This is a genomic window from Lysinibacter cavernae (assembly GCF_011758565.1).
GTDB classification, from domain to species: domain Bacteria; phylum Actinomycetota; class Actinomycetes; order Actinomycetales; family Microbacteriaceae; genus Lysinibacter; species Lysinibacter cavernae.
Genome location: NZ_JAAMOX010000001.1, coordinates 1,008,657 through 1,021,355, shown reverse-complemented (window position 1 = coordinate 1,021,355; position 12,699 = coordinate 1,008,657). Strand labels below are relative to the sequence as shown.

Sequence of the window (12,699 nt, the reverse complement as noted above, 5' to 3'; positions counted from 1 at the left end):
CCGTTCGAACTGAAGTTGGTCCACAGATTTCAGATTTCTCGGCAGGACTGCGTCGTCGCCGCTGAGACTAGAACAGCGGAGGCCGTGGCTACTAGGGCACGAGTCGCTTCGGCCATCCGCGCCAACGAACGAACGACCGCCAGCATTGGCTGGCCACGAGAAAGAAGGAACCGATGAACGACACACTCAATATCACGGGCGTTGTTGCCACAACCCCGCGTCATGTGGTGACGACCGAGGGGCTTGCCATCGCCTCATTTCGTCTCGCCTCGGCACAGCGGCGTTATAATAGGGCTACAAACACGTGGTCAGACGGCGATACCAACTGGTACACGGTAACGGCGTTTCGCCAGCTTGCGATCAACATCGCGGCCTCAATTCATCGCGGAGAGCGGGTTGTTCTCTCTGGCCGCTTGCGGCTAAAGCCCTGGCAGAACGGCGACAAGAATGGCCTTAACGTTGAGATAGACGCTGATTCCGTTGGCCACGACCTGAACTGGGGCACGTCTGCGTTTGCGCGAGTGCAGCATGCTTCGAGTCCCGATGCCCTAGCGGCACAAACCAATAACCACGGCGGGCAGGGGGAGTCACCACCTGCCACAGCTACAGAATCCGATGCCTGGGCAACGCTCCCTGATCAGGCAACCTCAATCCAGGCCGGTGACGGCGAACGATTTGACCAGGGCGTTGATAATCAACGCACTGTTCGTGATCCTCGCCGTTCTCAACAGCAAGGCGTGCACACCGAGACGGTAACCGGGCCATCAACAGAGTTGCCGGAGGCTGCCGTTCCCTTTTAGAGTTTGTGAGCATTGCGAGAACGCAACCAAGGTCATCCGTTGGGACCTGCATGGCAAAACATCCTGTGCGTTGTCCAGCGGTTGTCGAGCAATGGTCGATACACTCGGAATGTGAAAAATCGAATCTTGCTCTCCGGCGCTGCCGCTGTCGCTGTTGTCGGTCTTCTGACCGGATGTGGCGTCATCGATACCATTGTGGGCAAACCCCCCGCGGTTAACCCCACAAACGCCCCCACCTTTGCAACGACTGACCCCGTTCCAGAGTTTGTGCCTGACGGAACCGCAGCAGAAAACCTGCCGTTCTTCAACTACACAAATCTGGCCTATGCGACGGGTGCCGACCCAATCAACGGTCAAAACGCGGTCAACACCCTTGTGAACGCTGGCTTCGATAAGGCTGCGATGCAGGTTTCCTTTGACACCAGCGCAAAGGGGCTCGCTGCTGACAATATCTTCGTATCTGTGTTGATGGGAGACCAGTGCCTCATGGGTCAGTACGTGGTAGAAGACCGCTCATATGTCGGAGCAGTTGAACCCGCACTTGGTCCAAACAAGAGTGTCTGCAACCCGTCAGCGACCCGGCCCATAGACTGGTAGGCAATATGGCTGAATACATTTACCAAATGGTGCGTGCGCGCAAGGCGCACGGTGACAAAGTAATCCTCGACGACGTTTCGATGTCGTTCATCCCCGGCGCAAAGATTGGTGTTGTTGGTCCCAACGGTGCCGGTAAATCGACCATCCTCAAAATCATGGCTGGGCTTGACACTCCGAGCAACGGTGAAGCACACCTCACTCCCGGCTACACGGTTGGCATCCTGCTGCAGGAGCCAGAGCTCGACGAAGAGGGCACCGTCCTCTCCAACGTTGAGGCCGGCGTAGCAGAGATCAAATCGAAGATCGATCGTTTTAACGAGATCTCGGCTGAGATGGCAAACCCCGACGCCGACTACGATGTCCTGTTGCCCGAAATGGGCACGCTGCAGGAAGAAATCGACGCAGCCGACGCATGGGACCTCGAGTCGCAGCTGGAGCAGGCCATGGATGCACTTCGTTGCCCTCCGGCCGATGCCATTGTGAAGAACCTCTCCGGTGGTGAGAAGCGCCGAGTAGCGCTCTGTAAACTGCTGCTGCAAAAGCCAGACCTGCTGCTCCTTGACGAACCAACAAACCACCTCGACGCCGAAAGCGTTTTGTGGCTTGAGCAGCACCTGTCAAAGTACCCAGGCGCAGTCCTCGCCGTCACACACGACCGGTACTTCCTCGACCACGTTGCCGAGTGGATCGCAGAAGTTGACCGCGGGCGTCTCTACCCATACGAGGGTAACTACTCGACCTACCTCGAGAAGAAACAAGAACGACTTCAGGTGCAGGGTAAAAAGGATGCCAAACTTTCGAAGCGTCTCGCGGAAGAACTCGAATGGGTTCGCTCGAACGCCAAGGGACGTCAGGCAAAGTCGAAGGCTCGTTTGGCTCGCTACGAAGAAATGGCAGCCGAAGCCGAGCGCACCAAAAAGCTAGACTTCGAAGAAATTCAGATCCCAGCAGGTCCACGTCTTGGCCAGGTTGTGCTCGAAGCGAAGGACCTGAAAAAAGGTTTTGGCGACCGCGTGCTGATCGACAACCTGTCGTTTACGCTTCCGCGGAACGGCATCGTGGGCATCATCGGCCCCAACGGTGTCGGAAAGACCACGCTCTTCAAGACCATCGTTGGCCTTGAAGAACTCGACGGTGGCGAGCTCAAAGTCGGAGAGACCGTAAAGCTCTCATATGTTGACCAGTCTCGTGGCGGAATCGATCCAAAGAAAACACTTTGGGAAGTTGTATCCGACGGTCTCGACTACATCCAGGTTGGCAACACCGAAATTCCATCGCGTGCCTACGTATCGACATTCGGGTTCAAGGGGCCAGACCAGCAGAAGCCGGCAGGAGTGCTGTCGGGTGGAGAGCGAAACCGCCTCAACCTCGCACTCACGCTCAAGCAGGGCGGGAACCTGCTGCTGCTTGATGAGCCGACAAACGACCTCGACGTAGAAACACTTGGTAGCCTCGAAAACGCGCTGCTTGAGTTCCCCGGTTGTGCCGTGGTCATTACACACGACCGGTGGTTCCTTGACCGAATCGCAACGCACATCCTTGCCTACGAAGGTACAGAAGAAAACCCCTCGTACTGGCACTGGTTTGAAGGAAACTTCGAAGCCTACGAAGAAAACAAGATCGCGCGTCTTGGCCCCGATGCTGCAAAGCCATCGCGTGCCTCGTACCGCAAGCTGACGCGCGACTAAACGATGCGCGACCAGGTCATTCTCCAGCTCCGCTGGGCCGATTTGGACGCCTACGGACACGTCAACAACGCCGTGATGCTGCGCCTCCTTGAGGAGGCGCGCATCCGGTGGATGTGGAAGCCCGCAGGTGGAACCGCATCGCGCGACAGTCAAATCTTTGACGCTTCACCGACGTCTGACACCATCATGGTGATCGCGCACCAAGAAATTGAGTACCGTGCCGTGCTGCCCTACCTCGACGAGGGCATCAACATCAACGTATGGATTGGCGCCATAGGCGGATCCAGCCTCGACCTCTACTACGAGATCTACGGCGCAGCCGGCGCCGAGGCCGAGACGCTCTATGTGCGAGCCTCAAGCACGGTGGTCGTCATGGATGCGGCCGCCCAGAAACCCCGCCGGCTCAGCACCGACGAACGTGCGGCAATGCAGCCCTACCTTGGCGAACCGTTACAGCTCGGCCGCAAGCGCGGCTGACGCCGTGCACCACTGAGGCGCACGCGCTGGCCGGATTACACCAGGGTCTGATCCTCCACCACTGGCGCCTCCGGTACGCGGACCATGCCCTCCTGCGAGAGGCTTGCCACGAGTACGCCATCGCGAGAATACACGCGCCCGGTCGAGAGCCCCCGTCCCCCCTGTGCGCTTGGCGACTCGGTCACAAACAACAGCCACTCGTCAACGCGAAACGGCCGGTGAAACCACATGGCATGATCGAGGCTTGCCGCGCTCAGTCCAGGCGTCGTCCAGGAAATACCGTGCCGGCGCTGGATCGGCTCAAGAATTGAATAATCGCTCGCAAAGGCAAGGGCGGCGCGGTGAAACTCCGGGGCATCCGGGACCGGACCAAGGGTCTTCACCCACTCTGCCTGATGCGCGACCTTCGCCCCCTCAACGCCAAGAAAGATCGGCGACTCCGTGTGTCGGATGTCAAATGGGCGCTGCAGAATCCAGTCGACGCGTGGATGGGTTCCAGCGAGAGAACCATAACGGTCCCAAAGGCTCGGGATGTCCTCGGGCGCAGGCACGCTTGACATGTCGAAGTTCTTCTGGTGTTCGAGTCCTGGGTCAGTCGACTGGAACGACGCGATCATTGAAAGCATCGGTTTTCCACCCTGATACACCTGCGTGCGCCGCGTCGAAAACGAGCGGCCGTCGTAAAGCCGGTCCACCGAATACGTCATGGGCACGTTTGTATCGCCGGGTCGCAGAAAATATCCGTGCATCGAATGCATGACGCGTTCCCTGTCGATGGTTTGTGACGCCGCCATAATGGCCTGGGCCAAGATCTGACCGCCGAATGCGCGCCCGTGTGGCGTCTGCATCGGTTTGCCAACAAAAATCTCTTCGGTTGTGCGAGCCCCATTCGATTCGAGCGTCAGGGTCTCAAACAGGGTCTCAAGTGAACCAGTTGTTTCTGGGGTATTCGCCACGATCACTCCTCTGGCGGGGTTTGGCCGCGCCGTTCATGCAACCCTCTCATTATGCCGCCAGCAACCGCCAGAGGGTGCATGCACTCGGGCGCGCCCGGCATCAGCCGTGGGCGGTTATTCGAATCTGACAGCTGGTTACGGCGTCACACCGTGCCATCGACCACACTGTCTCGATGACCAAACCGCCGCTACGGTCACACTGCGCGGGCAGCCGCGCGACCTGCCGTCCTGCCGCTGAAGAGGCATCCACCGAGGAAGGTACCCTCGAGGGCACGGTAGCCGTGCACGCCGCCGCCGCCGAATCCACTTGCCTCGCCGGCGGCGTAGAGCCCGTCGATCGGGGCGCCGGCAGCGTTGAGGACACGCCCCTGCAGGTCGGTCTCGATTCCACCAAGGCTCTTGCGGGTGAGGATGTTGAGTTTGACCGCGATGAGCGGCCCCGCAGACTGGTCGAGCAAGCGATGCGGTTTTGCGACGCGGATGAGTTTGTCGCCCCGATAGTTCCTTGCGCCCCTGATGGCCGTGACCTGCAGGTCTTTGGTGAAGGGGTTGAGAATCTCGCGGTCTCTTGCCTGAACTTCACGGATAACCGACTCGGCGTTGAGCGGCGCGTCACTCAGCTTCTGCATGCCGGCCAGCAGCTCTGCGAGGGTGTTGGCAACAACAAAATCCTCGCCGTGCTCCTTGAATGCTTCGACGGGACCTGGCGCGCCAGGGCCAACTCGTTTGAGCAGCAGCTTGAGGTCTTTGCCGGTGAGGTCGGGATTCTGTTCGCTTCCAGAGAGCGCGAACTCCTTCTCGATAATCTTTTGCGTGAGGATAAACCACGAGTGGTCGTAGCCCGTTTGTTGGATGTGCTCGAGCGTGCCGAGGGTATCAAAACCGGGGAACAGCGGAACCGGCAACCGCTTGCCGGTCGCATCCAGCCACAGAGACGACGGGCCGGGAAGAATACGGATGCCGTGTTTCTCCCAAACCGGATCCCAATTGGTGATGCCCTCAACGTAGTGCCACATCCTGTCGCCGTTGATGAGGTTGGCGCCTGCCTGCTCTGCAACGCCGAGCATGAGGCCATCAACGTGTGCTGGTACGCCTGACAGCATATGCTCGGGCGGCGTCCCAAGCCGTTCTGGCCAGGCCTTACGCACGAGCTCGTGGTTGCCGCCGATGCCACCGCTCGTGACGATAACCGCACTGGCGTGGAGCTCGAACGTGTCGGTGACGAGCCTGCTGCTGGCTTGCCCGCGGGCTGAAGGGCTCGGCGCGAGCAATTCACCGGCAACGCCGATGATGCTGCCAGCCTCAACGAGCAACTCGGTGACTCGGTGACGCGGACGGTACGTGACGAGGTCCTCGTCGATGCCGCGCCTGAGGATTGCTTCGAACGGCGCGACGATGCCTGGTCCCGTTCCCCAGGTGATGTGGAATCGTGGGACCGAGTTGCCGTGACCGATAGCGCCGTATCCTCCGCGTTCCGCCCATCCAACAATCGGGAAGAACGAGACGCCAAGCGATTTGAGCCAGGCGCGTTTCTCGCCGTGTGCGAAGTGGAGGTATGCCTCTGCCCACTGCCGAGGCCAGTTGTCTTCGGGCCGGTCGAAGCCAGCCGTTCCGAACCAGTCTTGTCTCGCTAACTCGAAGCTGTCGTGTACGCCGAGTCTGCGCTGTTCTGGGCTGTCGACGAGGAACAACCCGCCAAAGGACCACCAGGCCTGCCCGCCGAGGTTGCTTTCGGGTTCTTGATCAACCAGGATGACGCGTTTGCCAGCGTCGATCAGTTCCGCCGCCGCAACAAGCCCAGAGAGGCCCGCCCCCACGATGATGACGTCTGCATCCTGTGCGTTTTTCTGTGCCATCCCGACTCCTTTGTCGTACCTGTTTTGCTGTGGTGTTTATGTTCGCCGGAGCGAAGGTTTTGTCTGCGCCCCGCAGTCCCCAGTTCCTTGGTAGTTTAGAAGGAATATGGCGCTCTCATTCACACTTGACGATAGTTTTGCGTTTTCTGACTTCAGGGTTTTCCTTGAACGTGCCGCGAGAGTTGACGATACTGCTACCCGGCTGGTTGCGGGCGGCGGCGTGTTGGCCGTTTATGTTGGCGTGTTGTACCCCTCGGGTCTGCTCGACAGCACGCCAACCGTTCTGGGGCTGCGCACGTGGGCCATCGCACCGGATGTTGATTTTGACGTGGTTGTTCCGGTGCGCAGCATTCTTGATCGCCTCGCTCACATCGAGGTCGCCGAGCAGCAACCTGGCGAAATCGGTGTGCCTGTTGCGGTCGGCGTTCCTCCGATGACGACGACCGTCAGTTGGGCGGGAATCTTGCCCCCTCGCGGCGGCTGGGAGCGTAGCGGCACGGTGCAGGCAGCCCAGCTGGTGGATGCGGCAGAGCTCGGCATCGCTGAGGTCGCGAAGGCTGTGCCGACGGATGTTGGCGAGCACATTATCCGAAAGGTTCGCGGCGAAGTGTGGGGACGGATTGTTCCTGATGCTGAGGTACCGGTTCCCGCTGGCGCTGGTTTTGCGGCTGTCTCGCTCGGGTTTACGCCTGATGCCCGCGGACGTGGCCCCAAAGCCGCGATTGATGGCATGACCCCCGTCTTTACCGCTGGCAATTGGCAGCGACTCTCACTGAAGCGCGGCCACGTGCTTGTCCGCCGCGGGCGCTAACGGGCGTTCGCCTCGTTCACCGGGCAGTCTTCCGCTGGGCGCCATCCGCCGGGCACTCAAACACCGGGCGCCAATCCACCTCGCACCGTGCACCGAGCGCCCGTGCGCCAAGCGCCCATCAGTACGCAAAGCGCTGAGTGCCCCCAAATCGACCAAAAATCAGAGATTTGGGTCGAAATGAGGGCACTCGTGGCTCACAAAACGGATTGCGTAGGGGGTTCCTCTGTCGAGAGCACCTCGACGTCGGGATTCTCTCCAAAATCGTCAAGGTCGAGTTTGCCAACGGCCCCGTAGTCGTCTTCGCCAAACCACGCCTTGGCGATGGCCCAGCCGACCGCGGTGATCGGAACCGAGAGGATAGCGCCAATGATGCCACCGAGCACGGTGCCGGCGGTCAGCGCAATCAGGATGACAAGCGGGTGGAGCTTGAGCGCGTTACCCATGAGCACCGGCTGCAAGAAGTTGCCCTCAAGCTGCTGCACGAGGATGACCACGGCAACAACGATGATCGCGCCCCAGATGCCGTTGGTGACGAGGGCAACAAGCGCGGCAAGGATTCCGGCAACCGTCGCCCCAACGATGGGGATGAATCCACCAATAAAGACGATGATCGATAGGGGAAGCGCGAGGGGCACCTGCAGGATAAGCAGTGCCACTCCAATGCCCGTCGCATCGACGAGCGCCACGGTTGCGGTGCCGCGAACGTAGCCACCGAGTACGGTGACGCTGCGCTCAGCCACGCGGTCCGTTTTGATCCGGACTGCGGTTGCGAGGCGTCCCGTCATGAAGTGCCAGATCTTTGGCCCGTCCTTCATGAAGAAGAACAGAATGACAATCGTGAGCAGTGTCGATGTGATGAGCTCGCCGGCTGCGGCTACGCCGGAAAGCGCGCCGGTTGCGAATGAACCGCTCGTGACAAAGTCGAGGAGCCCATCCTGGATCTCCTGGATCTTTGACGTGTCGATGGGTAGATCGAGGTGGTTGAACCAGTCAAGAGCCTCGTTGAAGCCGTCCGTTGCTTGCTGCGCAAGTTTGGCCCAATCTTTTTGCACCTGGGTAACGATGAGCCAGATGACGCCGCCAATCACGATGACGCTCGCAACGAGGCAGATGGTCGCAGCAAGCGCGCCTGGCAGTCCGCGCCTTCGCATCCAGCCGAGAACTGGGCTGAAGGCACTCGCGATGATGAGCGCGATGATGACGGGAATGACGACGATCTTGAGCTGGATGAACGCGTAAATGACGCCAACCGCGAGCACCAGGATGATGATGGTTTGCAGTGCGCGCGTTGCCACGTGGCCGTAGCCATCGCGCCAGGTTGGCGGAGCGTTTGTTGGGGGAGTCGACTCAGTCATGGGCTGTGGCTCTCTCAGTTGGTACGGCGTATGAAGGTTTGGAACGGCTGTCCGCTTGCCTTGCTATGGCGTTGGCTCGTGGGTATTGACCATAGCGTGTGCCGCTCGCTCAAAGTAGTCCCACATGGTGGCCTCGTGCAAGGGGGCAAGGTCGAGGGTGTTCATCGCGTTTCGCATGTGATACAGCCATCGATCGCGGGCATCGGGGTTGACGTGGAACGGCACGTGGCGCATCCGGAGTCGAGGGTGCCCCCTGTTCTCGCTGTAGGTTCCTGGGCCTCCCCAGTACTGCTCAAGAAACATGAGCAGGCGTTCTTCGGCGGGGCCGAGGTCTTCCTCTGGATACATTGGCTTCATAACTGGGTCGGTCGCGATGCCCTTGTAGAACTCGTGGACAAGCTTCACAAACGTTTCGTGTCCGCCAACCTGTGCGTAAAACGTGTCGTGGGTTGCGTCGCCGTTTTCTGCGGTGCGCAGGGTGAGCCGGGGCGCTGGTGCAGAAACAGGGCCGAGGCTCTGTGGACTGTTGTCGGTCATTGGGTGTTCCTTCTTCGGCCGCTCTTTGGTGGCCCTTGGCGGTAATCGTTTGGTTTGCGTGGAGTTGGCGGCGGCCCATCGACGCCGCTGAAACTGACGGCGACCGGCGCGGTCGAGGAGAGCGTAATGCCGGCCTGGTCGAGGTTGAGTTTGAGCGCCTCGCGGAGGACGCGGGAGATTTCCCACTGAGACCCGGAGCGAGTCTTCACGACGAGGCGGATGATGACCTGATCGCCGTTGACGTACTCTAGGCCCCATACTGCCGGCTGTTCAAGCACCCGTGCGGCGATACGCGGCTGGCGCACGACGGTCTCGGCGGTGCTCTGGATGACCTCTTTTGCCAGCTCGATGTCTGCATCCCCTGCAACCGCGAGGTCTAGGATGGCGCGAGACCAGTCGTGCGAGCGGTTTCCGACCCTGGCTATCTCGCCGTTGCGGATAAACCACAGGGTGCCGTGCACATCTCGCACCTGGGTGATGCGGATGCCTACCGCCTCGACCCGGCCGGAGACTTCACCGATCTCGACCTCGTCGCCCACACCAAGCTGATCCTCAAACACCATGAAGATGCCGTTGAGCACGTCTTTGACGATGTTCTGCGCGCCAAACGCGAGGCCAGCCGCGACGATACCGGCCGAAGCGAGCACTGCCGTGAGGTTGACGCCAAATTGGCCAAGGATCATGACGAGCGCAACGGCGCTGATCGTAATTGTGATGAGGTTGTTTGAGACGCTGCCGAGGGTGCGGGTGCGCTGCACGAGCCGTGCGGCCAGCAGCGGCGAACCGATAATTGCCTGGGTGTCGTCGACGTTTTGGCTCTTCTTGGCGCCCGTCACGATCTGGGTGACGACCTTCTGCACCGATTTGATTAAGACAAAACGCAGCACAACGGCCACGACAATGATGATGACGACGCTAATCGGCACCTGGTAGGTCTGGAGGAAGTTGAGGAACTCCTGCCACATCGTGTTGGCGACCTCGGTTACTGGTTCTTCTACGGGTTCGTCCACTAGGCATCATCTCCTGCTCCGCCGGTGGGGGTCAGCATTGCATCCGCGTGCTGTGCCGCGAGCGCCCGCTCAACTCCTGCGAGGTTTTCGACGATGAGCCGTCGAAGCGCTGCGGGCTCTGGGTTGGTGTCGAGCCACTCTGTGGTCGCCGACACAAGGGCTGGGCCGAGGGTTGGATGCGCGGCGAGGGGAGACGGGTAGAGCCCGGTAATGAGCGTGCTGCTGATCGCGTAGCTGCGCTCGGTCCACAGTCGTCCAAGGCTGTCGAAGTAGCGCGGCAGGAACGGCTCAAGTAGCGAGAGGTCGTCAGCTTGCAGAAAGCCGAGGGCGGTCGCGCGCACGACGAGGTTGGAGGCGCTGGCATCGGTGACCACCGCATCCCACGCCGCCTGCTTGTCGGCAGCGGTCGGAAGGGCCGCGCGGGCGTGTGCCGCTGACTGCTGTCCACTTGAGGTGTTGTCGCTTGCGAGCGCCTCATCGATTTCGTCTGGGGTGATGCGCCCGCCTGCCGCGAGCGCGATAAGCAGTTCCCAACCGAGGTCGGTGTCAATGTCGAGGCCCTTGAGCGTCACGCGCTCTTCGAGCAGGTCGCTCACAGCATCCAGCTGGGCCTCGGTGTGGGCGAAGGACGCGAAGTTGCGCACAAACTGGAACTGGGCGTCCGAGCCTGCTGATGCTTCGAGCGCGAGGCGCCACAGGGCATCCCCAACCTCTTTGCGAACGGCTTCGCGAGATGCTGGAGCAACGTAGAGGTCTGCAGCGAGGGTGAGCTGGCCGAGCACGGTGCGGAGCGTGGTCGATTCGGTTTCGCTGCCAACGTGCCTGAGCACAAGTTGCACAAAATCGCTTGGGCGTCGCTCGGCGTCGCGGGTTTCATCCCAGAGGGATCCCCAGACGAGGGCGCGGGCAAGCGGGTCACTCACGAGTGAGAGCGAATCGAACGCCGTGAGCGCGGAGAGATCGTCGAGACGCACCTTTGCGTAGGCAAGGTCGTCATCATTTACGAGGGCGAGCTCAGGCCGGGGCATCCCAACGAGTTCCGGAACCTCGGTGAGTTCACCGTCAACATCGAGCTCGATACGGTTGGTGCGGGCGAGCACCCCATCGACGGTGTTGTACAGGCCAACCGCAAGACGGTGTGGCCGGATGGTTGGATACTCGGGGTGTGCGCTCTGTGCGATCGCGAAGCGCGTGATGATGCCGTCGTCGTCGGTCTCGATGACCGTGCGGAGCGTGTTGACCCCGGCTGTTTCGAGCCATTTCTGCGACCAGTCGGCGAGGTCTCGCCCGCTGGTGGCTTCGAGTTCGACCATGAGATCGGTGAGTTCCGTGTTGCCCCACGCGTGCTTGGTGAAGTAGCGGTTCACTCCCGTGAGGAAATCATCCTGACCAACCCAGGCGACGAGCTGCTTGAGCACCGATGCGCCCTTTGCATAGGTGATGCCGTCGAAGTTCACCTGCACGTCTTCGAGGTCGTTGATGGTCGCAACGATGGGATGCGTCGAGGGGAGCTGATCTTGGCGGTACGCCCACGACTTCTCGAGTGCCGCAAACGTGGTCCACGCCTCGGTCCATTCGGTTGCCTCCGCCGTTGCCAGGGTTGACATGTACTCCGCGAAGGACTCGTTGAGCCAGAGGTCGTTCCACCAGCGCATCGTGACGAGGTCGCCAAACCACATGTGGGCAAGCTCGTGCAGCACCGTGACCACGCGGCGCTCGCGCACGGCATCCGTGACCTGTGAACGGAACACGTAGGTCTCAGTGAAGGTGACGGCGCCAGCATTCTCCATTGCCCCTGCATTGAACTCTGGAACAAAGAGCTGGTCGTACTTCGAGAAAGGATACGGGTGGCCAAACTTCTCTTCGAAGAACGCAAATCCCTGACGGGTCTTCTCGAAGATGTAGTCGGCATCGAGGTATTCGGTGAGTGACGCGCGCCCAAACAGGCCAAGCGGAATCACCCGGCCGTCAGAGCTCGTGAGCTCGCTGCGCACTTCGGCGTATGGCCCGGCAATGAGAGCCGTGATGTAGGAAGAGATACGTGGGGTCGGCTCAAATACCGTGACGAGCGTGCCGTCTGTCGCGACCGAGGAAGCAGCCGCCTCGTTCGAAATAACCTTCCAGTGCGATGGTGTGGTGACCGCGAAGGTAAAGGATGCCTTGAGGTCTGGCTGCTCAAACACGGCAAACATGCGGCGCGAGTCCGGCACCTCAAACTGGGTGTACAGATAGACCTCGTTGTCGACGGGGTCAACAAAGCGGTGCAGCCCCTCGCCGGTGTTGGTGTACTCCGCGTCGGCGATCACCGTGAGCACGTTGTCCGCGGCGAGGCCGTCGAGTTGGATGCGGATGCCGTCGCTGACAGCGGACGGGTCAAGCGCAACGCCGTTGAGGGTCACACTGTGCACGGTGCGAGTAAACGCGTCAATGAACGTGGATGCCTTGTCCTGACCGGCTGGGAGGGTTGCACTGAAGCGAACCGTCGTCTCACTGCGGAACACCTCAGGCCCAGTCGTGAGATCGAGGGTGACCTCGTAGCTCTCAACACTGATGAGCGCCGCACGCTCGATGGCTTCGGTCCGGGTGAGGTTCTCTCCTGGCACGTGCATCTC

General features: G+C 60.5%; 11 protein-coding genes. 5 read left to right on the top strand and 6 right to left on the bottom strand.

All coding sequences use genetic code 11. From position 1 onward, the window contains the following. Positions 1-173 precede the first annotated feature (173 nt). The 4 genes from FHX76_RS04570 to FHX76_RS04555 all read left to right on the top strand — a co-directional run bounded on the left by FHX76_RS04570 (position 174) and on the right by FHX76_RS04555 (position 3,562). The gene (locus FHX76_RS04570; RefSeq protein ID WP_167148345.1) at positions 174-800 is read left to right on the top strand and encodes a single-stranded DNA-binding protein; all 627 of its coding nucleotides are present in this window, start codon (positions 174-176) and stop codon (positions 798-800) included. 111 nt (positions 801-911) lie between these two features. Further along, positions 912-1,397: a DUF6993 domain-containing protein gene (locus FHX76_RS04565; protein ID WP_167148343.1), complete on the top strand. Its 486-nt coding sequence runs from the start codon at positions 912-914 to the stop codon at positions 1,395-1,397. A 5-nt stretch (positions 1,398-1,402) separates the two neighbouring features. Further along, entirely contained in the window at positions 1,403-3,085 is a 1,683-nt protein-coding gene (gene ettA, locus FHX76_RS04560; protein ID WP_167148341.1) for an energy-dependent translational throttle protein EttA, read from the top strand. A 3-nt stretch (positions 3,086-3,088) separates the two neighbouring features. Beyond that, positions 3,089-3,562 (top strand): acyl-CoA thioesterase, encoded by a 474-nt coding sequence (locus FHX76_RS04555; protein WP_167148338.1) that lies wholly within the window; start codon positions 3,089-3,091, stop codon positions 3,560-3,562. A gap of 35 nt (positions 3,563-3,597) precedes the next feature. On the opposite strand, the gene FHX76_RS04550 is transcribed toward FHX76_RS04555, so the two are convergent. Together FHX76_RS04550 and FHX76_RS04545 are read right to left on the bottom strand one after the other, a co-directional pair. Next, positions 3,598-4,518, bottom strand: coding sequence for an acyl-CoA thioesterase (locus FHX76_RS04550; protein ID WP_386762569.1), 921 nt, complete (start codon positions 4,516-4,518; stop codon positions 3,598-3,600). Between the two features lie 194 nt (positions 4,519-4,712). Then, entirely contained in the window at positions 4,713-6,374 is a 1,662-nt protein-coding gene (locus tag FHX76_RS04545) for an FAD-binding dehydrogenase (RefSeq protein ID WP_167148336.1), read from the bottom strand. Positions 6,375-6,480: 106 nt separating this feature from the next. Between FHX76_RS04545 and FHX76_RS04540 the strand changes: the two genes are divergently transcribed. Then, positions 6,481-7,185 carry a DUF8185 domain-containing protein gene (locus FHX76_RS04540; protein ID WP_167148334.1) on the top strand — a complete coding sequence of 235 codons (705 nt, stop codon included), beginning with the start codon at positions 6,481-6,483 and terminating at the stop codon, positions 7,183-7,185. Between the two features lie 194 nt (positions 7,186-7,379). Here the strand turns inward: FHX76_RS04540 and FHX76_RS04535 are convergent, their stop codons facing one another. The 4 genes from FHX76_RS04535 to pepN form a co-directional block, all read right to left on the bottom strand. Next, positions 7,380-8,540 carry an AI-2E family transporter gene (locus FHX76_RS04535; protein ID WP_167148332.1) on the bottom strand — a complete coding sequence of 387 codons (1,161 nt, stop codon included), beginning with the start codon at positions 8,538-8,540 and terminating at the stop codon, positions 7,380-7,382. Positions 8,541-8,603: 63 nt separating this feature from the next. After that, positions 8,604-9,077, bottom strand: coding sequence for a globin (locus FHX76_RS04530; RefSeq protein ID WP_167148330.1), 474 nt, complete (start codon positions 9,075-9,077; stop codon positions 8,604-8,606). After that, positions 9,074-10,087, bottom strand: coding sequence for a mechanosensitive ion channel family protein (locus FHX76_RS04525; RefSeq protein ID WP_341777859.1), 1,014 nt, complete (start codon positions 10,085-10,087; stop codon positions 9,074-9,076). Before FHX76_RS04525 ends, FHX76_RS04530 begins: the two co-directional genes overlap by 4 nt. Continuing rightward, on the bottom strand, positions 10,087-12,690 hold the full coding sequence (pepN, locus tag FHX76_RS04520; protein WP_167148328.1) for an aminopeptidase N: 2,604 nt from the start codon (positions 12,688-12,690) through the stop codon (positions 10,087-10,089). Before pepN ends, FHX76_RS04525 begins: the two co-directional genes overlap by 1 nt. Positions 12,691-12,699 lie beyond the last annotated feature (9 nt).